General features: G+C 65.6%; 22 protein-coding genes. 12 read left to right on the top strand and 10 right to left on the bottom strand.

Annotation, left to right across the window (positions count from 1 at the left end; all coding sequences use genetic code 11):
* Window positions 1-38 precede the first annotated feature (38 nt).
* The 3 genes from OU994_RS24980 to OU994_RS24970 all read right to left on the bottom strand — a co-directional run bounded on the left by OU994_RS24980 (window position 39) and on the right by OU994_RS24970 (window position 2,800).
* Complete coding sequence (locus OU994_RS24980; protein WP_281608127.1) at window positions 39-479, bottom strand: SitI3 family protein; 441 nt, start codon at window positions 477-479, stop codon at window positions 39-41.
* Window positions 480-488: 9 nt separating this feature from the next.
* Entirely contained in the window at window positions 489-2,021 is a 1,533-nt protein-coding gene (locus OU994_RS24975; protein WP_281608126.1) for a peptidoglycan-binding protein, read from the bottom strand.
* A gap of 314 nt (window positions 2,022-2,335) precedes the next feature.
* Window positions 2,336-2,800, bottom strand: coding sequence for a Dabb family protein (locus OU994_RS24970; RefSeq protein ID WP_281608125.1), 465 nt, complete (start codon window positions 2,798-2,800; stop codon window positions 2,336-2,338).
* A 128-nt stretch (window positions 2,801-2,928) separates the two neighbouring features.
* Here OU994_RS24970 and OU994_RS24965 point away from each other — a divergent pair, with 128 nt between their 5' ends.
* Entirely contained in the window at window positions 2,929-4,134 is a 1,206-nt protein-coding gene (locus OU994_RS24965) for a cation:proton antiporter (RefSeq protein ID WP_281608124.1), read from the top strand.
* A gap of 338 nt (window positions 4,135-4,472) precedes the next feature.
* Here the strand turns inward: OU994_RS24965 and OU994_RS24960 are convergent, their stop codons facing one another.
* Both OU994_RS24960 and OU994_RS24955 read right to left on the bottom strand, forming a co-directional pair.
* Entirely contained in the window at window positions 4,473-6,530 is a 2,058-nt protein-coding gene (locus tag OU994_RS24960; protein WP_281608123.1) for a bifunctional diguanylate cyclase/phosphodiesterase, read from the bottom strand.
* 346 nt (window positions 6,531-6,876) lie between these two features.
* Window positions 6,877-7,272: a BlaI/MecI/CopY family transcriptional regulator gene (locus OU994_RS24955; RefSeq protein WP_281608122.1), complete on the bottom strand. Its 396-nt coding sequence runs from the start codon at window positions 7,270-7,272 to the stop codon at window positions 6,877-6,879.
* Between the two features lie 312 nt (window positions 7,273-7,584).
* On the opposite strand from OU994_RS24955, the gene OU994_RS24950 reads away from it, so the two are divergent.
* The 6 genes from OU994_RS24950 to OU994_RS24925 all read left to right on the top strand — a co-directional run bounded on the left by OU994_RS24950 (window position 7,585) and on the right by OU994_RS24925 (window position 15,685).
* Window positions 7,585-10,440, top strand: a complete 2,856-nt coding sequence (locus OU994_RS24950; protein WP_281608121.1) for a 2-oxoglutarate dehydrogenase E1 component — start codon at window positions 7,585-7,587, stop codon at window positions 10,438-10,440.
* A gap of 76 nt (window positions 10,441-10,516) precedes the next feature.
* Window positions 10,517-11,779: a 2-oxoglutarate dehydrogenase complex dihydrolipoyllysine-residue succinyltransferase gene (gene odhB, locus OU994_RS24945; RefSeq protein ID WP_281608120.1), complete on the top strand. Its 1,263-nt coding sequence runs from the start codon at window positions 10,517-10,519 to the stop codon at window positions 11,777-11,779.
* 208 nt (window positions 11,780-11,987) lie between these two features.
* Window positions 11,988-12,344 carry a PspC domain-containing protein gene (locus OU994_RS24940; RefSeq protein WP_281608119.1) on the top strand — a complete coding sequence of 119 codons (357 nt, stop codon included), beginning with the start codon at window positions 11,988-11,990 and terminating at the stop codon, window positions 12,342-12,344.
* A 1-nt stretch (window position 12,345) separates the two neighbouring features.
* The gene (lpdA, locus tag OU994_RS24935; RefSeq protein WP_281608118.1) at window positions 12,346-13,779 is read left to right on the top strand and encodes a dihydrolipoyl dehydrogenase; all 1,434 of its coding nucleotides are present in this window, start codon (window positions 12,346-12,348) and stop codon (window positions 13,777-13,779) included.
* A 92-nt stretch (window positions 13,780-13,871) separates the two neighbouring features.
* The gene (gene zapE / locus OU994_RS24930) at window positions 13,872-14,969 is read left to right on the top strand and encodes a cell division protein ZapE (protein WP_281608117.1); all 1,098 of its coding nucleotides are present in this window, start codon (window positions 13,872-13,874) and stop codon (window positions 14,967-14,969) included.
* 35 nt (window positions 14,970-15,004) lie between these two features.
* Entirely contained in the window at window positions 15,005-15,685 is a 681-nt protein-coding gene (locus tag OU994_RS24925; protein ID WP_281608116.1) for a hypothetical protein, read from the top strand.
* A gap of 61 nt (window positions 15,686-15,746) precedes the next feature.
* On the opposite strand, the gene OU994_RS24920 is transcribed toward OU994_RS24925, so the two are convergent.
* The 3 genes from OU994_RS24920 to OU994_RS24910 form a co-directional block, all read right to left on the bottom strand.
* Window positions 15,747-16,163 carry an organic hydroperoxide resistance protein gene (locus OU994_RS24920; protein ID WP_281608115.1) on the bottom strand — a complete coding sequence of 139 codons (417 nt, stop codon included), beginning with the start codon at window positions 16,161-16,163 and terminating at the stop codon, window positions 15,747-15,749.
* 72 nt (window positions 16,164-16,235) lie between these two features.
* Window positions 16,236-16,790 (bottom strand): thioredoxin family protein, encoded by a 555-nt coding sequence (locus OU994_RS24915; protein ID WP_281608114.1) that lies wholly within the window; start codon window positions 16,788-16,790, stop codon window positions 16,236-16,238.
* A gap of 18 nt (window positions 16,791-16,808) precedes the next feature.
* Window positions 16,809-17,489 carry a cytochrome c biogenesis CcdA family protein gene (locus tag OU994_RS24910; protein WP_281608113.1) on the bottom strand — a complete coding sequence of 227 codons (681 nt, stop codon included), beginning with the start codon at window positions 17,487-17,489 and terminating at the stop codon, window positions 16,809-16,811.
* A 331-nt stretch (window positions 17,490-17,820) separates the two neighbouring features.
* On the opposite strand from OU994_RS24910, the gene OU994_RS24905 reads away from it, so the two are divergent.
* Window positions 17,821-18,561 carry a response regulator gene (locus OU994_RS24905; protein ID WP_281608112.1) on the top strand — a complete coding sequence of 247 codons (741 nt, stop codon included), beginning with the start codon at window positions 17,821-17,823 and terminating at the stop codon, window positions 18,559-18,561.
* Entirely contained in the window at window positions 18,558-19,871 is a 1,314-nt protein-coding gene (locus OU994_RS24900) for an ATP-binding protein (protein WP_281608111.1), read from the top strand. The genes OU994_RS24905 and OU994_RS24900 overlap by 4 nt, the downstream gene beginning before the upstream one ends.
* A 34-nt stretch (window positions 19,872-19,905) precedes the next feature.
* Here the strand turns inward: OU994_RS24900 and OU994_RS24895 are convergent, their stop codons facing one another.
* A complete protein-coding gene (locus OU994_RS24895) occupies window positions 19,906-20,907 on the bottom strand; it encodes a DUF4157 domain-containing protein (RefSeq protein WP_281608110.1) in 1,002 nt (333 codons plus the stop codon).
* 89 nt (window positions 20,908-20,996) lie between these two features.
* Window positions 20,997-21,749 carry a PP2C family serine/threonine-protein phosphatase gene (locus OU994_RS24890; RefSeq protein ID WP_281608109.1) on the bottom strand — a complete coding sequence of 251 codons (753 nt, stop codon included), beginning with the start codon at window positions 21,747-21,749 and terminating at the stop codon, window positions 20,997-20,999.
* 160 nt (window positions 21,750-21,909) lie between these two features.
* Here OU994_RS24890 and OU994_RS24885 point away from each other — a divergent pair, with 160 nt between their 5' ends.
* The 3 genes from OU994_RS24885 (at window position 21,910) to OU994_RS24875 (ending at window position 24,951) form a co-directional block, all read left to right on the top strand.
* Window positions 21,910-22,110: a YdcH family protein gene (locus tag OU994_RS24885; RefSeq protein ID WP_131144599.1), complete on the top strand. Its 201-nt coding sequence runs from the start codon at window positions 21,910-21,912 to the stop codon at window positions 22,108-22,110.
* Between the two features lie 38 nt (window positions 22,111-22,148).
* The gene (locus OU994_RS24880) at window positions 22,149-24,194 is read left to right on the top strand and encodes an ATP-dependent DNA helicase (protein ID WP_373922486.1); all 2,046 of its coding nucleotides are present in this window, start codon (window positions 22,149-22,151) and stop codon (window positions 24,192-24,194) included.
* A gap of 151 nt (window positions 24,195-24,345) precedes the next feature.
* Window positions 24,346-24,951: a toll/interleukin-1 receptor domain-containing protein gene (locus OU994_RS24875; protein WP_281608108.1), complete on the top strand. Its 606-nt coding sequence runs from the start codon at window positions 24,346-24,348 to the stop codon at window positions 24,949-24,951.
* Window positions 24,952-24,976 lie beyond the last annotated feature (25 nt).

Here is a 24,976-nt window from a genome sequence, read left to right as displayed (position 1 = left end):
GTCCGCTGGCTGCCTCGCGCGCTGGAGCGGATCGCACGTCAGATGACGGGCATGGCCTTGAACCGGTAATCGGCCGGGAGCACGGCAAGCACCTCATCGGTCCAGAATTTCTCCAGGGGATTGAGCAGGAGCGCGTCCTGTCGGCGCAGCAGGATGACGGTCTCGCCGTTGAACAACAGTACCGCGTCGCCAGCAGTGATCTCCAACAGTGCCATGCATCCTCGCAGCAAGGCCGTGCGCATCGCGACGCGCTCGGCTTCCTTGTCCACCCAGAACGAAATCGATGCCGTTGGCGTGAAGCCGAACGCCTCTTCGATGATGCCGGCTTCGACCGCGTCCGGCGGCGACATGTCGATCTGCAGACCTGGGGCAGCGATACCGCCGGCAGCCGGTCTGTAGCCAGGCAGTTCCTGGAGCCGTTTCGCCAGGGTGTCGAACAGGCCGGGTGCGGCAATCGAGAGTGTGTAATGGAGTGACATGGCTGTTCCTCAGGGCCAGAAGGGGATGACCTGGCCACCCCTGATGACGATGACTTCCTTGAGTCCTTCGACAGGATAGCTGCTTAACTGCTGTTTCATCGTCTCCAATGGAATGGGGCTGTCTTCCAGGTTCAGCACGATACGATCAGCTTGACCTCTTTTAACAGATTTCTGCATCTCGCTCCAGACGTTGCGCGCGCGAGGACTTTCCGGAGCCTTGCAATCGAAACGCTTTCCCTCGATCAGGTAATCAGGCTTCATGGTGCCTGGCACTACCGGATTTTGTTGTACCTTGTAGCCGGCCTTGGCCAGGATGTCCGCAGACCGGTTTTCCGCTTCAAGGGAGCGTACGGTGGCGGCGTCATCGTCTGCTGAAATCCGGGTGCGCTTGCCCGAGGGTTGATCGCCCAGGGGACCGGTTGGCTCCGTATGGCCGCGTGGAACCTTCCTTGCCGCCTGCGGACGGGTTTTCGCTTCCTCCGGAAGCCGGGTCTCGCCCGCGCCGGCCTTGGGCTGCGGTGCCGGTGGCGGGGCCGGCCGGGCTGGCTTTTGCGCGGGAGCCGACGGCGGTGGTTTGACCGGCGTGCCAGCCGTGCCACCCGTGCGACCTTTCGCTCTCGCAACCTTGCCGAGCAATGCGATAAAAGCGGCGACCCCCATGATGGCAATGGCTGCTGCCAGGTGAGCGGCAGCCTCGTCGAGCTCCCTCTCATCCGCGGCGGTACAGGTCTTGACAAGAAAATCGCCCAGCTCGCTAGCGACATCGAACACGGCCATCCCCAGGAATATGGCGCCACTGACCAGCAGCACGATATCGACGGCCTGCCCGACGCCAAAGGCGTGCGACCCGGCCCACACCACCAGGATACCGGCCATGAGCGCAAGATTGGCGGCACTCAACAGCGCGTCGAATTCCTGCCGCATGTTGCCGGGGAGTTTTGTCGCGGTCCGGCGCAATGCTTGAATGAACTTGTCATGCAATGGCCACTCCCACACATCGCTTGCACCAATGTGCAGGAGCGTCACGTTGCTCGCACCCGCCGCTGCCGGATTGTCCGGGCGGATTGGCGATCCACCGGTGGCAACCTGCCCAGCGGTGCCGGCTTCCTGAAGAAGGGCGGCTTTGTCACCCTTCAGCAGGTGGTACCAGGTCTGCTTCCCGGCGACGCCGTCCGCCGAAATGGAAATGCCGCGCTGGTACTGGAGCACCGCCTGATGTGTGCGGGGGCCGAACTGACCGTCCACCGCGAGTCGCGGCGATGGCGTCAAGCGGGCATTGAGTTGCCGCTGCAGCTTTTGCACCGCCGTTCCCTGGCTGCCTTCGCGCAGCACATGAATCCTGGAGTCGGCGGAATTCGCGCGGGGAATCGGCGTGTTGCGTGGTGTGCCGGATGGACCGATGCCATGGATGCTGCGAATGGTGACCATGGACGAGCCGACAGGTCCGGGACGCGGCGACAGCACACGGGTCGACGTTCCGTCATCGATGTCGTGCACCTCCGGATCCCGGCCCAGGGGGCCGGGCATGCGCGAACCAGCCATCTCGCTCTCCCCGCGTGAAGATGCCTGTTGGTCCTGTAGCCCAATTCATTATAGGCGCTGCATTCGGGGGCGACGCTGTAAGTGTCGCAGCCGGCGCCCGGTCCCATGCTCGCCTTTCCGCTCCTGCCGCGATGTCGAACTGCTGCGGTTCATCCAGCGGCAAGCGGAATACTTGTCGAGTCCCGGTGTCGACTGGAATTGGAGCGCCTGGCGGGGAAGGCGGCCGGCGGCTGCCGGCAGCTGTCGATCGAGCTGGACCGCCTGGCGCAGTAGCGCGCCAGGGCAGCCGGTGATCTATCCGTGGCGCGACAGCCTCACGACACGCTGGCCAGTATCCTTGCCTGTTCTTCTTCCGGCCCCGGCCGCTGCTGCGCCCAGTAGTCGATGACGAGCGAGCGCTCCAGGCAGGTGCCGAGCGTTTCCACGAAGCGCACGTGATCGGGGTGGTTCAGGTAATCGTCGCGCGCTTCGGCGCTGGTGAAGGTCAGTGCGAAGCAATGCGTGTAGCCATCGTTCAAGCCTTCCGGGCTGACGTTGGTGCCCGTTTCGTAGCCGACGATGCCGGGAATCGTGTCGGGCAGCTTGCCGAAGCCGCTCACCACGGCGTCGACGGCGTCGGCCGGGGCATCGTTCTTGAAGGCGAACAGCACGACATGGCGCAGCAGCGGGCGCGCGACAACGGTGGTTTCGGCAAGCATGGCGGTCGGGAAAAGTGGCAGACGGGTCCATCGTACACCGGCCACCCGCCGCGCCGCGCGCGACTTTGCGTTGTTGCGCATTTGCGCGAAAGTTTTCTCAACGGTATCCAATGGCTTGGCATTCTGGTATCGTCTCCCCCGCAATTTTTTTCGACCGGGCATTGCAAACCGCGTGCAACCCGCAGTCGATACGAGGCAAGGAGAGCACGATGCACATGGGTACCACCGAATTGTTCCTGATCGCGATGACGGCCATCGTCGGTATTCCATACCTGGTCTGGCGCCTGGGCGACACCGATTACTGGGCGCCGCTGGTCGTGGTGCAGACGGTGACGGGCATCGTGCTGGGCCCAGGCATTCTCGGCAAGGCCTTCCCCGAGTACTACAGCTTCGTGTTCACGCCAGCCGTCATCCATTGCCTCAATGGCCTGGCCTGGTGGGCCGTGATGCTGTTCGTGATGCTGGCCGGGATCGAGCTGGACCTGAAGAAGGCGTGGGCGCACCGCCGCGAAAGCTCGATCACGGCTGGCCTCGCGCTGGGCACGCCGCTGGTGCTGGGCTGCGTGGCGGCCGGCTGCCTGCTGGCGTTCGACGGCTGGGCCGGCACGCAGGCCGCCGGCTGGCAGTTCGTTACCGGCGTGGGCATGGCCTGCGCCGTGACGGCGCTGCCGGTGCTGATCATGCTGATGGAAAAGCTGGAGATCCTGCGCCAGCCGCTGGGCCAGCGCGTGCTGCGCTATGCCAGCCTGGACGACCTGCTGGTCTGGGGCGTGCTGGCGCTGATCCTGCTGGAGTGGGAAAGGGTAGGGCGGCAGGCCGGCTTCATCGTGCTGTTCGTGCCGGTGACGATGCTGTTCCGCCGCCTGATGGAAAGGCTGGCCGAGCGCGATCGCTGGTTCGTGGCGCTGATCTGGCTGTGCCTCTGCTCGTTCGCGGCCGACTGGGCGGGCCTGCACTTCATGGTCGGCGCGTACCTGGCCGGTGCCGTGATGGATGCCGAGTGGTTCGGCGAGGAAAAGCTGGACAAGATGCGCCAGGTGCTGCTGCTGACGCTGATGCCGGTGTACTTCCTCAGCACGGGCTTGCGCACCAACTGGGCGGTGGGCGGCTATGCCGTGTTCGTTGCCGCCGGCGTGCTGTTGCTGGCGTCGACCGCCGGCAAGCTGGCCGGCGCCCACGCGGCCGGAAAACTGCTGGGCTGGAGCCGCACCGAATCCTCGGTGATCGGCTGGCTGCTGCAGACCAAAGGGCTGGTGATGATCATCTTCGCCAATATCCTGCTCGACAAGGGCATCATTTCCAGCGAGACCTTCACGGCGCTGTTGCTGATGGCCGTGGGGAGCACGATGCTGACGGTGCCGGCGGTGTATCCGAAGCTGCGGGCGGCGGTGCAGCTGATCTTCAAGCCGGCTTGAGGCTAATGCCGGATGCGCCTGGTGTCAGGCACATTTTTTGGACGGATTATCCAAAAATCGTGTCTGACACCGGTTTGCCGATGCATGGTTGGGGCACTGGCAAACACCGGTGTCTGACATTTCTTTTCGTAGCGGCAGAGGCCGGCGTCACACCCAGCGGCAGAGGCCGGGGTCAGACCCCCAACGCCGCTGGCAGTGACCTCGTCGTTTGCGGGATCGGGGGTCTGACCCCAGGGGACGCCGTCGGCTGACCCCAGGGGACGCCGTCGGCTGACCCCAGGGGACGCCGTCGGCTGAGCCAAGGGGATGCCGTCGGCTTTTCCTGCGGCCCCTCCCGCTCAATGCGCCGCCAGCCATTCCTCCAGCGCGGGCCGCGTCATCGGCTGGCTGATGTAGTTGCCCTGCACGCTGGTGCAGCCGTGGGCGGCCAGGAAGTCGTGCTGGTCGCGCGTTTCGACGCCGGTGGCCACCACGCGGATGTTGAGGTTGTTGCCGATGTCGAGCATGGTCTTGGCCAGCGCGCCGCTGCCGGGGAAGCCGTCGATTTCCTGCACCCGCTGGCGCGTCATTTTGAGCTGGCTGACGGGCAGCTGGCGCAGGCAGGACAGGTTGTTCATGCCGGCGCCGAATTCATCCACCGACAGGCGGATGCCCAGTTCCTGCAGGCCGTTGGCCAGCCGCGTGGCCTGTTCCGGGTTGTTCATCAATTGCTCCTCGCGCATTTCCAGCGTGAGGCTGGCCGGGTTCACGCCGTGGTGCGCCACGCGCCTGGCGATGTGGGGCAGGTAGTCGCGCTGGGAAAACTCGCGCGACGATGTGTTGATGGAAATCGGCAGGTCCGGAAAGCCCAGTTCGGCCAGCCGGCGCAGCGTGGAGCACACGTCTTCCAGTACGCGCCGCCCGAGCGGCACGATCAGGCCGCTTTCCTCCGCGTCGGGCAGGAAGTCGGCCGGCAGCAGCTCGCCCCGTTCCGGGTGGCGCCAGCGCAGCAGCGCCTCCACGCCCAGGATCTTGCCGCTGTCGACGGCCACGTGCGGCTGGAACAGCAGGTAGAGATCATCCCGTTCCAGCGCTTCGCGCAGTGCCGCTTCCATGCGCTGGCGGGCTGCCGAGTTGTCCGCCATGACAGTCGAGTAGAAGTGCACGGCATCCGGCCCGCCGTGCTTGCCCTCGTACATCGCCGTGTCCGCCGCCTGCAGCAGCTCGCCCGGCGTGCGGCCATCGTCCGGCCAGACCGCCACGCCCATGCTGGCGCCCACCGACAGCATGCGGCCGTCGATCTCCATTTCCGGCGCCATCGTGCGCCGGATCCGCTCGATCATCTTCAGCGTGTAGCGCAGGCTGGGCTGCGCCGCCAGCACCATCACGAATTCATCGCCGCCCAGGCGCGCCACCGTGTCCGATTCGCGCAGCGCCGATTGCAGGCGCTGGGCGACGCATTTGAGCACCTGGTCGCCGGCCGAGTGGCCCATCGTGTCGTTGATTTCCTTGAACTTGTTCAAGTCCATCAGGATCACGGCCACCTTTTCCTGGTTGCGCTGGGCCGCCTGCACCGCGTGCTCGAGCCGGTCGCGCAGCAGCAGGCGGTTCGCCAGCCCGGTCAGCGGATCGTGCGTGACCAGGTGTTCGAGCTGGGCCGTGCGCTGCTTCAGCGAGGTGATGTCCTCGATGATGCCGATGAAATGCGTGACATCGCCGGCCGCGTCGCGCACTGGCGTGACCGACAGGTGGTTCCAGAACAGCTCGCCGTTCTTGCGCTTGTTGCGGAACACCACGGTGGCGGTACGGTGTTCCGCGATCGCGTTCGCGAGGTAGGTGCGCTGGTCGTCGTCCATGCCGTGTGCGGCCATGAAGCGCGAGTCATGGTTGATCGATTCGAGGGCGCCGTAGCCGCTGATGCGCTCGAACGCCGGGTTGACGTACTCGATCGGATTGTCGCGCCCTTCATGGCGCGTGATGACGATGCCGTTGCTGGCGGCCATCAGTGCACGCTCGAACAGTTCGAGCTTGTCGCGCTGGCGATAATGCCGCGTCAGGTCGACACCCATGCCGCACAGGTAGCGGCCGTCGCCGACGATCGACAGCCGCGAACCGACGAACAGGAAAGGCGTGGTGCCGCCATTGGCGTTACGCACCCGGGCTTCCACCTGTACCCGCTCGTCGCTCTGGAACACGGCGCAGAATGCGCGCGCGACCCGGGCGCGCATATCCGGCTCGAACAGCTCGAGCATGTGGATCGAGCGCAGGCGCTCGGCCGACAACCCCGTCACCTGTTCGAGCTGACGGTTCCATAAGACAAAGTAGCCGGACTCGTCCATTACATAGAAGGTCCCGGCCAGCAGGTCGATGACGTCCCGTAATGGCAGATTACCGACGAGCGCTGCCGCGCTTTCCATGCGATCTCCCCGAATGACTTGTTGTTATTACCGCGCTATTGCCGAGCTACTGCCGAGCTATTGCCGAATCATTGCCGACCCGATGAGGGACAAACGACCGGCTGCACGCCCGGCTGCGTCCATGGGACTTCCCTGGTACGTCTCCGGGCACCTCCCATGGCCGTGCCAAGGTACGCACGACCGAAAATGCGATCGAACGTGCCGCCTGCGTGCTTTCGGATGCCGGCAACCACACTGGAAGACCTGGCCGCGCGCCGGCACGCTGCCATTTATACAACATGACTAAAGTGTGGATGAAATCACAAAAATGTGACGCGCGGTTGCCGCGCATGGATGAGCAAGAGTTTCAGTCCGGAAGCCGCTCTTCGTCCAGCAGCGCGGAAATCTCGGCGCGCTCGCGGGCCGAGACGTGGCCGCCGCGCAGCGCCGCCAGTACCAGCGCCTTGCCGGAGCCGGCAAACGCTTTCTGGATCAGGTCCTTCAGCAGGTGGGTCTGCAGGCGATCCTGTTCCTCGGCGGGCGCGTACACATGGGCACGCGCACTCTCGTCGCGTGTGACGAGGCCCTTGCCGTGCATGACCTGGAGCAGCCGCAGCACGTTGGCATAGGTCAGCTCGGGACGGCCATCGAGGGCGGCCGCGTGCACCTGCTTTGCCGTGGCCGGGCCCAGCGCATACAGCAGGCGCAGCATCTCCAGTTCGGCGGGGGTGGGGCGGGGGTGCTTGGTGGGGGGCGTGCTCATGGCGGTCTTCCTGGGGGATCCGGAAGTAGAATAAATGATCTAGAAAGGGATGTCTACCGGAGCCGGCCCGAAGCCGCGGGATTCCGCCGGAAAGAAGTGTCCAATTAACTCAATGGTGGTTGTTGCATCTCAAGGCAGCGTGCTATCCTAAGTGGCTATTTCTGGAAGCTTGGAAGTAAATTGTCTTTCGGGCAACCAAAGAGGTCCTTCCCCCACAACTTGATGTGCGATCCGCTAACCGGTCAGGCCGTGTCGCGGAAGGTTTGTATAACCCGCCCCATACTCGCGAAGCGCGAAGAAAGGTGAGCAAGAATGATGCAGCAACAGACGTCCAACTCCTACCTGTTTGGTGGGAATGCGCCGTACGTAGAGGAACTCTACGAAGCGTACCTGGAAAACCCGGGCTCCGTGCCCGACAATTGGCGCGCTTATTTCGACGCGATGCAGCACGTGCCTGCCGTCGACGGCTCGAACAAACCCGACGTCAACCACTCCTCCGTGATCGCTTCGTTCGCCGAGCGTGCGAAAGCCGGTCCGATCCGCACCGTGACCGCGACGGCGGACGCCGAGATGGGCCGCAAGCGCGTGGCCGCCACCCAGCTGATCGCAGCCTACCGCTACCTGGGCTCTCGCTGGGCCAACCTCGATCCGCTGCAGCGCCAGGAGCGCCCGGCGATTCCGGAACTGGATCCGACCTCGTACGGTTTCACCGACGCGGACATGGACACCGTGTTCAACATCAGCAATACCTACTTCGGTCCGGAAACCGCATCGCTGCGCGACCTGCTGAACTACCTGCGCGAAACGTACACCCGTTCGATCGGCGCGGAGTTCATGTACATTTCCGACCCGGCAGAGAAGCGCTGGCTGCAGGAGCGCCTGGAGTCGATCCGCTCGACGCCGAACTTCACGGCTGAAAAGAAAAAGCACATCCTGGAACGCCTGACGGCCGCCGAAGGCCTCGAGCGCTACCTGCACACCAAGTACGTGGGCCAGAAACGCTTCTCGCTGGAAGGCGGCGAAACGTTCATCGCCTCGATGGATGAGATCATCCAGCGCGCCGGCGAAAAGGGCGTGCAGGAAATCGTCATCGGCATGGCCCACCGCGGCCGCCTGAACGTGCTGGTCAACACCCTGGGCAAGGCACCGAAGGACCTGTTCGAGGAATTCGAAGGCAAGCATGGCGACGACCTGCCGGCCGGCGACGTGAAATACCACCAGGGCTTCTCGTCCGACATCTCCACCGCCGGTGGCCCGGTCCACCTGTCGCTGGCATTCAACCCGTCGCACCTGGAAATCGTCAACCCGGTGGTCGAAGGTTCCGTCAAGGCGCGCATGGACCGCCGCGGCGATACGCAAGGCGCGCAAGTGCTGCCGATCCTGGTGCACGGCGACGCGGCGTTCGCCGGCCAGGGCGTGGTGATGGAAACGCTGAACCTGGCGCAGACCCGCGGCTACGGCACGGGCGGCACGGTGCACATCGTGATCAACAACCAGATCGGCTTCACGACGTCCGACCCGCGCGACGCGCGTTCGACGATCTATTGCTCCGACGTCGTGAAGATGATCGAGGCACCGGTGCTGCACGTGAACGCGGACGATCCTGAAGCGGTCGTGCTGGCTTCGCAGATCGCGCTGGACTACCGCGCGCAGTTCCAGAAGGACATCGTCGTCGACATCATCTGCTACCGCAAGCTGGGTCACAACGAGCAGGATACCCCGGCGCTGACGCAGCCGCTGATGTACAAGAAGATCGCGCAACACCCGGGCACCCGCCGCCTGTACGCCGACAAGCTGGCGGCCCAGGGCGTGATCCCGGCCGACGGCGGCGACCAGATGGTGGCCGCGTACCGCAATGCGATGGACGCCGGCAAGCACACCGTCGATCCGGTCATCTCGAACTTCAAGAACAAGTTCGCCGTCGACTGGCTGCCGTTCCTGAACCGCAAGTGGACCGACGCGGCCGACACCGCCGTGCCGCTGACGGAACTGAAGCGCCTGGCCGGCCGCATCACCACGGTGCCGGAAGGCTTCAAGGTGCACTCTCTGGTGGAAAAAGTGCTGGCCGACCGCGCCAACATGGGCAAAGGTGAACTGAACCTGGACTGGGGCATGGGCGAACACCTGGCCTACGCGTCGCTGGTATCGTCCGGCTACGCCGTGCGCCTGACCGGCCAGGATGCCGGCCGCGGCACGTTCACGCACCGCCACGCCGTGCTGCACGACCAGAACCGCGAGCGCTGGGATGCCGGCACCTACGTGCCGCTGCAGAACATCTCCGACAACCAGGCACCGTTCACCGTCATCGACTCCGTGCTGTCGGAAGAAGCGGTGCTGGGCTTCGAATACGGCTACTCGACCGCCGAGCCGAACACGCTGACGATCTGGGAAGCCCAGTTCGGCGACTTCGTCAACGGTGCCCAGGTGGTGATCGACCAGTTCATCAGCTCCGGCGAAGTGAAGTGGGGCCGCGCCTCCGGCCTGGTGATGCTGCTGCCGCACGGTTACGAAGGCCAGGGTCCGGAACACTCGTCCGCCCGCCCTGAGCGCTTCCTGCAGCTGTGCGCAGAGAACAACATGCAAGTGGTGCAGCCGACCACGGCCGCGCAGATCTTCCACCTGCTGCGCCGCCAGATGGTGCGCCAGTTCCGCAAGCCGCTGGTCGTGATGACCCCGAAATCGCTGCTGCGCAACAAGGATGCCGGTTCGCCGCTGTCCGACCTGGCCAAGGGTGCGTTCCAGACCGTGATCGGCGAGACCGACGACAAGATCGATGCGAAGAAGGTCAAGCGCGTGATCGCCTGCTCCGGCAAGGTGTATTACGACCTGGCCAATGCCCGCAAGACCCGCGGCCAGACCGATACGGCCATCATCCGTGTCGAACAGCTGTACCCGTTCCCGCACAAGGCGTTCGCCGCCGAACTGAAGAAGTTCCCGGCACTGACCGAAGTGGTGTGGGCGCAGGACGAGCCGCAGAACCAGGGTCCATGGTTCCAGATCCAGCACAACATCTTCGAGTCCATGGATGCGGGCCAGCGCCTGGCGTATGCCGGCCGCCCAGCCTCCGCGTCGCCGGCTGTCGGCTACTACGACAAGCACTACGCCCAGCAGAAAGAGCTGCTGGAAACGGCGTTCTCGAAGCTGAAGGGCTTCATCCTGACCAAGTAAGCACAGTACGCCGCGCGGCCCTTCGACGGCCCGCGCGGCAGCAACGCATCTATCGAATTCACGGAGTAACAACAACATGGCACAAATCGAAGTCAAAGTTCCTCAGCTGTCGGAATCCGTCGCCGAAGCGACCCTGCTGGCCTGGCACAAGCGCGTCGGCGACACCGTTGCACGCGATGAAAACCTGATCGACATCGAAACCGACAAAGTGGTCCTGGAACTGCCGGCGCCAAGCGCCGGCGTGATCGTGCAGATCATTCAGAACGACGGCGCCACCGTGGTGGCCGACCAGGTGATCGCCATCATCGACACCGAAGCCACTGCCAAGGTATCGCCGATTCCTGTCACCGCCGCACCGGTCGCCGCCGAAGCCGCGCCGACCCCGGCACCGGCTGCCGCCGCAGCTACCGGTGGCGCGAAAGGCGACGTGGCCATGCCGGCCGCCGCCAAGATCCTGTCCGAAAAAGGCCTGTCCGCGACCGACGTGTCCGGCTCCGGCAAGGATGGCCGCGTGACCAAGGGCGACGCCCTGGCCGCTTCCGCCAAGCCTGCCGCCGCACCGGCACCGGCCGCCGCGCCGGCAGCCGCCAAGCCCGCGCTGCAGAAGATCGCCGCACCGGTCAGCCTGAACCTGGGCGACCGTCCGGAAGAGCGCGTGCCGATGAGCCGCCTGCGCGCCCGTATCGCCGAGCGCCTGGTCGAATCGCAATCCACCAACGCCATCCTGACCACCTTCAACGAGGTGAACATGAAGCCGGTGATGGACCTGCGCAACAAGTACAAGGACAAGTTCGAGAAAGAGCACGGCGTCAAGCTGGGCTTCATGTCGTTCTTCGTCAAGGCCGCCGTGGCCGCCCTGAAGAAGTACCCGATCATCAACGCATCGGTCGACGGTAACGACATCGTCTACCACGGTTACTTCGACATCGGTATCGCCGTCGGCTCGCCGCGCGGCCTGGTGGTGCCGATCCTGCGCAACGCCGACCAGATGTCGATCGCCGAGATCGAGAAGAAGATCGGCGAATTCGGCGCCAAGGCCAAGGACGGCAAGCTGACGCTGGACGACCTGACCGGCGGCACGTTCTCGATCTCGAACGGCGGCACCTTCGGCTCCATGCTGTCGACCCCGATCATCAACCCGCCGCAGTCGGCGATCCTGGGCGTGCACGCGACCAAGGACCGCGCCGTGGTGGAAGATGGCCAGATCGTGATCCGCCCGATGAACTACCTGGCGATGTCGTACGACCACCGCATCATCGACGGCCGCGAAGCCGTGCTGGGCCTGGTGGCGATGAAGGAAGCGCTGGAAGATCCGTCGCGCCTGCTGCTGGACCTGTAATTGGCTTGAGTAGGTAAATCCCAGTTTTCGTCCCAGGTGCACGAGCTGGAGTCAGACCCGACGGGGCTTTGCCGGGGTTTCGGAGAGCATGCTCTCCGCCGGCAAAGCGGTGTTGGCCTGCAGGCCAACACCCTGACCCCTGCTTCATGCCTCTGGGTTGAAAGCTGACCTCGGCCCGCACCGGGTGACAGCGTCCCAGGAGCTTTTCATGACCATCTCCGACGAAATCCGCCGCCTGCACGAACTCCACCAGGCCGGTGCGCTGACCGACGCGGAATTCGCGCGTGCCAAGGAACGGCTGCTGGACGGCGCGCCCGGCCAGCCGGCCGGCGACGGCGACCTGGCCAGCGAGTTTTCCAGGCTGCGGCGCTCGCGCGCCAACCGCTGGCTGGGCGGCGTGTGCGGCGGGCTGGGACGCGCTTCCGGTGTCGATGCATGGATCTGGCGCCTCGTGTTCGTGCTGTTCACGATCTCGTTCGGCTTCGGGCTGGTGATTTACATTCTGTTGTGGATATTCGTCCCGGAAGAAGAACCTCTTCCCGGCGGCGACATAATTGGAAAATGACATGAGTACTAAACAATTCGACGTAGTGGTGATCGGTGCCGGCCCAGGCGGCTATATCGCGGCAATCCGCGCGGCGCAGTTGGGCTTTTCGGTGGCATGTATCGATGAATGGGCCAATGAAAAAGGCGGCCCGGCACCGGGCGGCACCTGCACCAACGTCGGCTGCATTCCGTCCAAGGCGCTGCTGCAATCGTCCGAGCACTTCGAGCATGCCGGCCACGCGTTCAAGGAGCACGGCATCGAAGTGTCCGGCCTGGCGCTGAACCTGGGCCAGATGCTCAAGCGCAAGAACGGCGTCGTGAAGCAGAACAACGACGGCATCCTGTACCTGTTCAAGAAAAACAAGGTGACCTTCTTCCACGGCCGCGGCGCGTTCGGCGGCGCAGCCGGTGCGGAAGGCTATCCGATCGAGATTTCCGGCCCGACCACCGAAACCATCACCGGCAAGCAGGTGATCGTGGCGACCGGTTCCAACGCGCGCGCACTGCCGGGCGCACCGTTCGATGAAAAGCTGATCCTGTCGAACACGGGCGCGCTGGCGATCGAGGAAGTGCCGGGCAAGCTGGGCGTCATCGGCGCCGGCGTGATCGGCCTGGAAATGGGTTCCGTGTGGCGCCGCCTGGGTTCCGACGTGACCGTGCTGGAAGGCCTGCCGACTTTCCTGGGCGCTGTCGACGAGCAGATCGCCAAGGAAGCGCACAAGATGTTCACCAAGCAGGGCTTGAAGATCAGCCTGGGCGTGAAGGTGGATTCGGTGACCGCCGGCGAGAACAACGTGACCGTGAAGTACGCGGACGCGTCGGGCGCCGCCCAGGAAGCCGTGTTCGACAAGCTGATCGTTTCGATCGGCCGTACCCCGAACACGAATGGCCTGGCTGCCGACAAGGCCGGCCTGGCGCTGGACGAACGCGGCTTCATCGCCGTGGACGACGAGTGCAAGACCAACCTGCCTAACGTGTGGGCGATCGGCGACGTGGTGCGTGGCCCGATGCTGGCGCACAAGGCGGAAGAAGAGGGCGTTGCCGTGGCCGAGCGTATCGCCGGCCAGCATGGCCACACCAACTTCGACACGATTCCATGGGTGATCTACACGTCGCCTGAAATCGCCTGGGTCGGCAAGACCGAGCAGCAGCTGAAGGCGGCCGGCACCGCGTACAAGGCCGGTACCTTCCCGTTCCTGGCCAACGGCCGCGCGCGCGCGCTGGGCGATACTTCGGGCATGGTGAAGTTCCTGGCCGATGCGACCACCGACGAGATCCTGGGCGTGCACATCGTGGGCCCGATGGCTTCCGAGCTGATTTCCGAAGCCGTCGTGGCGATGGAGTTCAAGGCTTCGGCCGAGGACATCGCCCGTATCTGCCACGCGCACCCGTCGCTGTCGGAAGCCACCAAGGAAGCGGCACTGGCCGTCGACAAGCGCACGCTGAACTTCTAAGCCTGTCTTAGATATCCTCCGGGCCGGCCGTGCTGGGTCGTTGATCGACCCACCACTGTCGGCCCGGTGTTTTTGTACGAACCGAATCTGTCATGAACGTCCTCGAGTTTTACCAGCACGCGCTGGAACAGCGCAACTTCAAGCCCGATGAAGCCCAGCGCCGCGCCGTGGAACGGCTGCAGCAATGCTACGACGAATGGGTGGAATACAAGGCGCAGCGCTCGAACAGCTTCAAGCGCCTGATCAACCGTCCCGACGTGCCGCGCGGCGTGTACATGTGGGGCGGCGTGGGGCGCGGCAAATCGTTCCTGATGGATTCGTTCTATTCGGTGGTGCCGGTGGTGCGCAAGACGCGCCTGCACTTCCATGAATTCATGCGCGCCGTGCACATCCAGCTCGACGAGCTGATGGGCATCGCCGACCCGCTCGACGAGGTCGCCAAGCGCATCGCCAAGAAGTACCGGCTGATCTGCTTCGACGAATTCCACGTCTCCGACGTGGCCGATGCGATGATCCTGTACAACCTGATGAAGGCGCTGTACGACAACGGCGTGTCGTTCATCATGACCTCGAACTACGAGCCGTCGACCCTGTACCCGGACGGCCTGCACCGCGACCGCATCCTGCCCACCATCGCGCTGCTGAAGGAGCGCATGGACGTGATGAACGTGGATGCCGGCGTGGACTACCGCGGGCGCGCGCTGGAACAGGTGCAGGCGTACTACATGCCGCTGAACGCGGCCACCGATGCCAAGCTGCGCGAGGCGTTCACCAGGCTGGCCGATACGCAGGAGGAAGATCCGCACGTGTCGGTCGAGGGGCGCGAACTGCATGCGCTGCGCCGCGCCGGTACCGTGATCTGGTTCGATTTCCAGACGCTGTGCGGCGGCCCCCGCTCGCAGAACGACTACCTGGAGATCGCCAGCCGGTTCCATACCGTGATATTGTCCGGTGTGCCGATGATGTCGGCCGGCCAGTCGTCCGAAGCGCGCCGCTTCACCTGGCTGATCGACGTGTTCTATGACCAGGGCGTGAAGCTGATCATGTCCGCCGAGGTGGAGCCGGAAGAGCTGTACACCTCGGGCATGCTGGCCAACGAATTCCACCGCACCGTGTCGCGCATCGTCGAGATGCAGTCGCGCGAGTACATGGAAAAGGCGCAGCGTGGCGGTGCCGCGGCTCTGACCTGACCTGCAGCGGGAATCTACGGATCGAAATGATGGCAATGCACTTGAAAGCTTGGATGTGGATGGGCGGCCTGTTGCTGGCCGGTGGCGCGCTGGCGCAGGCGGATGCGCCGGCACAGGTACGGTCGGTCGAGCAGGCCGATGCGATCCTGGCGGAGGTGGCCAGGGAGCGCGCCGCGGCGGAGGCAAGCTACGCCGAAAGCGAGCAGGTGTGCTACACCAAGTTCTTCGTCAATAACTGCCTGGACAAGGCCAAGGAACAGCGCCGCGAGCGGCTGGCCGGCCTGCGCACGCGCGAGATCGACGCGAACTATTTCAAGCGCAAGAGCGCCGTCGAGCTGCGCGACCGCGAACTGCACGACCGCAACGAGCGCGACGCCGCCGAGGAAGCTTCACGCGCCGCCAACCCGCCGGCCCCGCATGTCGACCCCGCCGACAAGCCCCGTCCGCAACCGGCCGGCAAGCTGCCCGCCCAGCGGCAGGCCGAGCACGCCGCCCGCGAAAAGCAGCGTGCCACGGAAGCGGCGGCCGAAGCGGGCCAGCGCGCCAGCAAGGTCGAGGCATACGAGCAAAAGCAGGCCGACGCCGCCGAGCGCCAGAAGCGCGTCGCCGAAAAGCAGGCCGAACGCGCCGCCAAGCGCGCCAAGCGCGAAGCCGACGAAGCCGCGAAGAAGGCGGCCGAAGCGGAACGGGCAAAGCAGAACGCGCAGGGCAAGTAAGCCCCTGTCGCACACCAGGGAGCCGGCAGCGATGCCGGCTTTTTTTTGCCGGCACTTTTACTCACAGCAAAGTCAGCGTGACGCCGATGTTGCCGCGCGTGGCTTTCGAGTACGGGCAATTCGCGTGGGCGCTGTCGACGATGGCCTGGGCGGTGTCGCGCGGCAGGCCGGGCAGGCTGATGGACAGCCGCGCCCGCAGCAAGTAGCCGCCGGTGCCTGTGCCGAGGTCCACCTCGGCGTGTACGCCCGTGTCCTTCGGCAGCGCCACTTTCAGTTCGGCCGCGGCAAGCCCCATGGCGCCGATGAAGCAGGCGGACCAGCCGGCGGCGAACAACTGCTCGGGGTTGGTGCCGTTGCCGGCGGCGCCGGGCGGCGCGAGGAGGATGTCGAGGCGGCCGTCGTCGCTGCGGGCGGCGCCGTTCCGTCCCCCGGTAGTGGTGGTGCGGCCGGTGTACAGGATTTTGTCGATCTGGCTCATGGTGTCTTTCTTTCGTTGTCCGGCGTGAGAGGATGGGTAGCGCGGCCGGTATCGCGGCTACCCTGCGAACCGTCAGGGCTTCTCGGTCAGCAACGCGCGGATGGTGGCTTCGGTCTTGGCGTAGGCGCCTTCGCCGAAGTGGGTGTAGACCACCTGCCCCTTCTTGTCGATCAGGTAGACGGCCGGCCAGTACTGGTTGCTGTAGGCATTCCAGGTGGCATAGCGGTTGTCCTGCGCCACCGGGTAGGTGATGTCGAAGCGGCCGATGGCTTTCTTCACGTTGCTGGCGCTGCGCTCGAACGGGAACTCGGGCGTGTGCACGCCGACCACGACCAGCCCCTGGTCCTTGTACTTGCGGTGCCATTCCGTGACGTGCGGCAGCGTGCGGATGCAGTTGATGCAGGTGTAGGTCCAGAAATCCACCAGCACCACCTTGCCGCGCAGCTGCTGCATTGTCAGCGGCGCGCTGTTGTGCCATTGCTCGATGCCGGCGAAGTCGGGCGCCTTCGCAGGGGCCGAGGCGGCAAGGGGCGCGGCGGCCACGCTGGTGCCGGGCAGGGCGATGGCGAGGGTGGCGGCGAGGGCCGCGGCGACGCCGGCGTTGACGAAGTTGACGATGGTACGCATGTTCAGGGTCCTTTCAGCTCAGAAGAAATCGGGGAAGTAGTCGGCGGCCTTGGCATAGATCAGCACGTCGTATTGCAGGTACATGGCCAGCGCGGTGGCGACGATCAGCACGCCGAACACCTGCTGCAGCCGGGCGCTGTGGCGGGCCAGCAGGCGCACCCGCCCGGTAACGGCCTGGCCGCCCAGCAGGATCGCCAGCATCGGCACGGCGGCGCCGGCCGCGTACAGGAACAGCAGCCAGGCCGAGCGCGCGATATCCTGCGCGCCAGCCACCAGCACCAGGATCGAGGCCAGCACGGGTCCGGCGCACGGTGTCCACACCGCGCCCAGCGAGGCGCCCAGCAGGAAGCCGCCGCTGGCCGAGTCCCGGAATGACGGCAGGGGGAACGCGGGCAGCTTCGCCATCAGCCAGTCGTATGGCCTGCTCCAGATGCGCAGCAGGCCGAAGCCGCCGAGCAGCAGCAGGGAAGCGTTGCGCAGCGTTTCCTGCGCCACGTGCACGGCGCTCGACGCGGCGCCCAGCAGCAGGCCGAACGCGGTGAAGGTGACGATGAAGCCGGCCATCGTCATGAAGGGCCGGCTGCGCCCCGATGCGCCGGCGGCGCTGCCGAACAGGATCGGCAGCACGGGCAGGATGCAGGGCGAGGCGACGGTGAATACGCCGGCGGCCAGGGCCAGCGGTGCTTCGAGGTGGTTCATGGCGGATTTCCAGTGAGTGGCGATGGGTCCATTGGACCGCCGCCACGTATCCGCGATGTGTCGCGCCACGGGGAGAAGTGAAACGCCACATGTCCGCAAGCGGACCGGATACATTGGCATACAAAGGCCGCTTCCCGGTCGGCTATAAAGCAGCCATGGAGGCTGCACATGACGAAACGAATGAAGCCGGCCGCGGGGCCGATCGCACGGTTCAGGCGCCTGTTGGCGGCCCTGCTGTTTGCCGGCGCGGGCATCGCCGGCGAGCTGCATCACCCGGGACCCTGTCCTTTGGTGACAGTACAAGTGAAACGCCGTTTGCTAAGATGATGCGATGAACGATTCCGACCATGTATTGATCGTCGATGACGACCGCGGTATCCGCGAACTGCTCGCCACCTACCTGGAAAAGGAAGGCATGCGAACGACGGCGGCGGCGAACGGCCGCCAGATGCGCGCCGCGCTGGAAGCGGCCACACCGGACCTGATCGTGCTGGACCTGATGCTGCCCGGCGAGGATGGCCTGGCGCTGTGCCGCGAGCTGCGCGCCGGCAAGCACCGCAACGTGCCCGTGCTGATGCTGACCGCGCGCGGCGACGAGGTGGACCGCATCATCGGCCTGGAGATGGGCGCCGACGACTATCTCGCCAAGCCGTTCGGCGTGCGCGAGCTGCTGGCCCGCATCCGAGCGGTGCTGCGCCGCACGCGCATGCTGCCGCCCAACATCCAGGTGACGGAAAGCGCGCAGATGCTCGGCTTCGGCGAGTGGAAGCTCGACACCACGCACCGGCACCTGCTCGACGAGCAGGGCACGATGGTGGCGCTGTCCGGCGCCGAGTACCGGTTGCTGCGGGTGTTCCTCGACCATCCGCAGCGCGTGCTGACGCGCGACCAGCTGATGAACCTCACGCAGGGCAAGAACGCGGACATCTACGACCGCTCGATCGACCTGCTGGTGAGCCGCCTGCGCCAGCGCCTGGGCGACGGTGCGCGCGAACCGCGCTATATCAAGACGCTGCGTAACGAGGGCTATGTGTTCTCGTCGGCGGTGACGCTGCTGGCGGACCCGCCGTGAGCTTCCCGGTCCCGCGCAGCCTGTTCGCACGCATCACGCTGATCCTGTGCCTGGGCCTGGCCGCGGCGCAGGGGCTGTCGAGCTGGCTGACGATGATGGAGCGTGACCGCGCCACCCTGGACATCATGACCGGCTATGTGGAGCGGGAAGTGGTGACGTCGGTGGCGCTGCTCGACCACCTGCCGGCCGCAGAGCGGGAACGCTGGCTGCCGCAGCTGGCGCGGCGCAGCTACCGCTTCATCCTCGGGCCCGGCATTACCGGGGTGACGCCGGATGCGGAACTGTCGCAACGCTTCGCAACCGCGATCACGGACGGCATCGGCAGGCGCTATGCGCTCACCGTGAATGCGGTGCCGGGCGATGCGGAACGTTTCCAGGTGCACCTGGCGCTGTCGGACGGCATGCCGCTGACGATCGACATGCGGCCGATGGCCGGCGCGCCGCTGTCCGGCTGGCTGCCCGCGCTGCTGGCGATGCAGCTGATCCTGCTGGGCTTGTGCTGCTGGTTCGCGGTGCGCCTGGCGACGCGCCCCTTGCACCAGCTGGCGCAGGCCGCCGACGGGCTGGGGCCGGAGCTGCAGGCCACCCGGCTGCCGGAAGACGGGCCGTCCGAGGTGGCGCGCGCGGCGCGCGCGTTCAATGCGATGCAGGAGCGCATCGCCCTGTACGTGGCCGAACGGATCCGCATCCTCGCGGCGATCTCGCATGACCTGCAGACGCCGATCACGCGGATGCGGATGCGGGTGGACATGATGGACGACAGCGCCGACCAGGCCAAATTGCGGCAGGACCTGCGCGAACTGGAAACGCTGGTCAAGGAGGGCATCGCCTATGCGAAGACACTGCACGGCGCGCAGGAAGAAGCATGCCGGATCGACCCGGATGCGCTGATCGACAGCCTGGTGTGCGATTACGTGGACGCGGGCCAGAATGTCACGCTGCGCGGCACGATCGGCACGCCGCTCGTCACGAAGCCGCAAGCGTTGAAGCGCATCCTGGGCAACCTGGTCGACAACGCGTTGAAATTCGGCGGCGCGGCCGAGGTGGAAGTGGCCCGCGTCGACGGCGGCCGGGTGGCGATCGGCGTGCTGGACCGCGGCCCCGGCATTCCGGAGGAAGAACTGGCGGCGGTGTTCGAGCCCTTCGTGCGTCTGGAAACGTCGCGCAACCGCGATACCGGCGGCACCGGACTCGGCTTGTCGATCGTGCGGCAGCTGGCAACCACGCTGGGCGCCGAGATCGTGTTGCGGAACCGCGAAGGAGGCGGGCTGCTTGCGCTGGTCTTGTTGAGCGATCCCGGCCCGGCCTGAAGGTGCTTGCGGCTGGCAACCGGCGTGGATGCCCTTACAGCTTGAGCCCGCAGGCGACGTGGCAAGTGCGCCGGCAGGGTCCGTCAGCCTCGTCGATCGTGTCGTCACAGCATTCGTGGCAGGATTCCTCGTCGTCGGATTCCGCCATGCACGGGTCGGCACAGCGCCGCTGCCGGTCGTCGGGCGCGGGTTCGGGCGGACGAGGCTCCGGCTCCGGGCTGTCCGGCCAGCTGACCTGGAAGTGCAGCACGCCGCGCGTTGGGTGCACCCACCTTTCCCAGTGGCGCGCACCCATGAAGTGATCGGGACCGCAAAACACGAATCCGGCGGCACGCAGCTGCTCGCGGGACCGGTTGCGGATATTGTCCCAGCCATACAGGGGCTCGCGCATCCTGCACACCTCGGCCGGGGACATTTCCTGCCGGTCGATGCGGCGCGCCTGCGTGGATGCGGCACCCGCGTGGCCGTGGCCCTGCTGCACCACGTGGGCCAGTTCGTGCGCCAGCAGGTGCGCGCCGCGGCTGCTGGCGGGGCCGTATTCGCCGGGCGCGAACACGATATGGCTGCCGAAGGTGTAGGCGCGGGCCTGCACCGCGTGCGCGGCGGCCGAGCCGGTATGCAGGCGGACACCGCTGAAGTCCTGCCCGAAGCGGGGTTCGTAGAAAGCGCGCAGTTCGCGCGGCAGCGGTGCGCCGCCGCTGTTTGCTTCCGCTTCCGCGACGGTGGCGGCTTCCCGTTCGATCCCGGCACTGCCGGCCGTGCCCGCCGCGCCGATGGCGCCGGGGCTGGCGCCGCCGGGCGAGCGCATCACGCGGTCCGCCATGCGGTCCGCTTCGTGTTCGCTGGCATCGCCAGCCGAGCTGACGCTGGCCTTGCGCTGCAGCGGGATCCCGGCACAGCGGGGACAGTTGCCGCCGCAAGCGCAGGCATCGGCCGAGCGGGGCGGGGCATGCGTGCCGTGTGAAGCGGCGGCCGGCATGGCGTGCATGCCAGCCGGTGCATGGCGTCTGGCCGACTCGGCGGTGCGGAGGAACATGATGTGTCTCCCGCGCTACGGCAAGGCGCTGTCGCGGCCCGCTCCGTTGCGCTTCCCTCATTCTAGACGCTGGGGAGCGCAGGGGAAGGTCACGCCACCAGTTTCAGGATCGCCATCGTGCAGTTGTCGCCGTTGCCGCCGGCGCGCTCGACGGCCTTGCCGACCAGCAGCTCGGCGGCCTGGCGCGGCGTGCGGCGCGATACGGCGGCGGCCAGTTCGCCATCGGCGAACCAGGGCCACAGGCCGTCCGTGCACAGCAGGAAGCCGTCGCCGGCTTGCAGGTCCCGGCGCGAACCCAGCGACACGAACGGCGCCTTGAAACGGTTGCCCAGCACATTGTTCAGCAGGCGCGAGCCGCGATGCCGGCGCGCGGCCGCTTCGGACAGGCCATCATTGGCGACCAGGTGGTCGATGTAGGCGGCGTCGCCCGTTTTTTCGGCGGGTGCGCCGTTGGCGAAACGATACAGCCGGGTGTCTCCTACCGTGGCCCAGACCGCCTGGCGGTCCGGTGTCAGGACCAGCAGCGCCATCGTCGACTGGGCATCGGCGGCCTCCGGCAAGGGATTCATCAGCAATACCTCGTGCGTTTCCTGGGCGATGGCGCGCAACAGCTGGCCGATCCGGTCGATGCCGGACGTGTCGCCGCGAAACTCGTCGAACAGCTGTTTGCTCGTATGCAGCAGTTGCTCGGCGCCGGCGCCATTCGCGGCACCGCCGTCGCCGACCACGGCCATGACATAGCCGGGTGCCTGGGCGGCGGTGAACAGGGCGGCGCGGTCGTGCTGGTAAGGGCGGTGGCCCAGGTGCTGGGAGGTGCCGGCTTCGAGTTTGTAGGTGCTCATGATGGCGGGAATAATGCTCCCTGCTTCTTTCCAGTGCTTATGTGGGTTAAACTATGCACCGGTAAGCAATTTGATGGCAAGCAATTGTTGCCACACGGATTGTTGCAATATTGGCAGGTGACGTCGTAAGCCCCGGCCCCACACTGGTAGCGAATTCCCCATGAAGAACGAAGAAGAGATTCAGCGCCGCATCGTCGAGCTGGACGTCGAACATCGCGACCTGGATGCGGTGATCGAAATGCTGACGCGCGACGGCCATCACGACCAGCTGCAGCTGCGTCGTTTGAAGAAGCGCAAGCTGCAACTGAAAGATTACATCACGCTGTTGAAGATGCAGCTGGTGCCCGACGTACCCGCCTGATTTCCCAGATTCCACGCAATAGCCGGACAACAAGCACAGTGACTGACCACGACCAGACGCCAGCCGTCCCCGACGGCAATGGCGACGCATCCACTTCCGCCGCCGTTTCCGCGGACGCTCCCGGCAAATACGATGCCGAGGTGGAGCGGCTGTTCGGCGTCGGCGGCCCGCTGGGCCCGGCGGTCGGCGGTTTTCGTCCCCGCAAATCGCAAACCGAAATGGCCAAGGCCATCGCGCAAGCCATTTCCGAACAGCAGACCCTGATCGCCGAGGCGGGTACCGGCACGGGCAAGACGTTCGCCTACCTGGTGCCGGCGCTGATGTGGGGCGGCAAGACGATCGTCTCGACCGGGACCAAGAACCTGCAGGACCAGCTGTTCCAGCGCGATATTCCCACCGTGCGCGCGGCGCTGAAGGCGCCCGTGTCGGTGGCGCTGCTGAAGGGGCGCGGCAACTACCTGTGCCACTACCACCTGGAGCGCACGCTGGCCAATGGCCGGATGACGTCGCGCGAGGATGTCGGCTACCTGCGCGAAATCTCGCGTTTCCTGAAGATGACGCAGACCGGCGACAAGGCCGAACTGGCGCGCGTGCCGGAAAACGCGCCGGTGTGGAACCTGGTCACGTCGACGCGCGAGAACTGCCTAGGCCAGGAGTGCCAGTACAACCAGGATTGCTTCGTGCTGAAGGCGCGGCGCGAGGCGCAGCAGGCCGACGTGGTGGTCGTCAACCACCACCTGTTCTTCGCCGACGTGGCGCTGAAAGATACCGGCGTGGCCGAACTGCTGCCGTCGGCGAACACCATCATCTTCGACGAGGCGCACCAGTTGCCCGATACCGCCACGCTGTTCTTCGGCGAGACGGTGTCGACCAGCCAGGTGCTGGAACTGTGCCGCGACGTGCTGGCCGAAGGCCTGGCCCATGCCCGCGACGGCGCCAACTGGGCCAGCGTGGTCTCCGTGGTGGAAAAGGCGGCGCGCGACCTGCGGCTGACCTTCCCGCAGGACGTGGTGCGGCTGTCGCTGCCGCAGATCGCGCCGTCGTCGGACTTTTTCCCGGCGCTGGAAAAGCTCAAGGAAGAACTGGACGGCATGCTCGAAGTGCTGGAAGGGCAGGCGCAACGCGCCGAAACCATCGAGCATTGCCGCACGCGCGGCCTAGAACTGGCGCAGAAGTACAAGGACTGGACCTACGACCCGAAGGTGAAGGTGCCGCCGGGGCAGGAAGCGGTGTACTGGGTGGAGGCGTTCGCCAGCTCGCTGCAGCTGCACAAGACGCCGCTGTCGATCGCGCAGATCTTCAGCAACCAGCGCGAAGGCACGCCGCGCAGCTGGATCTTCACGTCGGCCACGCTGGCCGTGAAAAACGACTTCAAGCATTTTTCCCACCAGCTGGGGCTGTACGACGAACCGGCCATGTCGTGGCCGAGCCCGTTCAACTACGCGGAGCAGGGCATCCTGTATGTGCCGCAGGGCTTGCCCGATCCGAATTCGCTGGGCTACACGGACGCGGTGCTCGATTGCGCGCTGCCCGTCATCGAGGCGGCCGGCGGGCGCACCTTCCTGCTGTGCACCACGCTGCGCGCGGTGAAGCGGGCGGCGGAACGCCTGCGCGACGAATTCGAGCGGCGCGGCCTGAAGTTTCCGCTGTTCGTGCAGGGCGACCGGGGCCGCACCGAGTTGCTCGACCAGTTCCGCAAGGCCGGCAACGGCGTGCTGATCGGCAGCCAGAGCTTCTGGGAAGGCGTGGACGTGCGGGGCGAGGCGCTGTCGCTGGTGATCATCGACAAGCTGCCGTTCGCCCCGCCGGACGATCCGGTGCTGGCCGCGCGCATCGAAGTGATGGAAAAGAAGGGCATGAATGGTTTCGTCCACCACACGCTGCCCGAGGCGATCATCAACCTGAAGCAGGGCGCCGGCCGCCTGATCCGCGACGAAGGCGATCGCGGCGTGCTGATGCTGTGCGACCCGCGCGTGATCACCAAGCCCTATGGCCGCCGCATCTGGCAAAGCCTGCCGCCGTTCAAGCGCACGCGCGAGCAGGCCGACGTGATCGCCTTCTTCCAGCCGCCCGAAGCCCCCTGATTTTCCCGCTCGCGCAGCCGTTTGACTGCGCATTCAAATTGCAAATAAGGTTTGCGCGAGCGCAAAGTAACCGTTGACCAGCTTGTTACAGTGGGCCGCAGCAGTTACATAAAAAAACTCCATGATCAGGGGAGAAACAGGAGAGGACGACATGACGATCCGCTATGGCTGTTTCTTCAGCTATGCCCACGGCCAGCACGCATATATGAGGGAGTTCCGCAACGCCCTCGTGGACGCGCTGCGCTGCTATCTCGAACCACACCTCGATACGGAAGCCGAACTGTTCGTCGACAGCGAACAGCTCGGTGGCGGCGACGATCCCGATGCGCGCATCGCGCGCGCCATGTGTGAAAGCGTCTGCATGATCATGATCTACACGCCCAAGTACGAGGCCCATGCCTATACCCGGCGTGAATTCGCCGCCATGCAGATGATCGAGGCCGAGCGCCGCACCTGGTATCCGCTGCCCAGCCACCTGATCATCCCCGTGGTGATGACCCGGCATCCGATCGGCCTGCCGCCGCAGATCAGCGAACCGGGTTTTTACGTGGACTTTTCGCGCTACACGCTGGCCACGGGTGACCTGAAGACCAATCCCGATTTCTTGCCGGACATCGACAGGATCGTGCAGCGCATCGTCGCCCATTATCACTACCTGAAGTACTGCATTCCGCCCGGGCACGACTGCGACCGGTTCGCCTTGCCGCCGGCGCCGCCCGAGTGGCGCCCGGTGCCGCCGCCGCACTTTCCCCGCTGAAGCCTGGCAACCGGCTGCGAGCGCT

Origin of the sequence: Pseudoduganella sp. SL102 (genome assembly GCF_027856995.1) — a bacterium.
GTDB lineage: Bacteria > Pseudomonadota > Gammaproteobacteria > Burkholderiales > Burkholderiaceae_D > Rugamonas > Rugamonas albidiflava.
The sequence above is the reverse complement of the archived record's forward strand: the minus strand, read 5'-3'. Positions and strand labels throughout refer to the sequence as shown.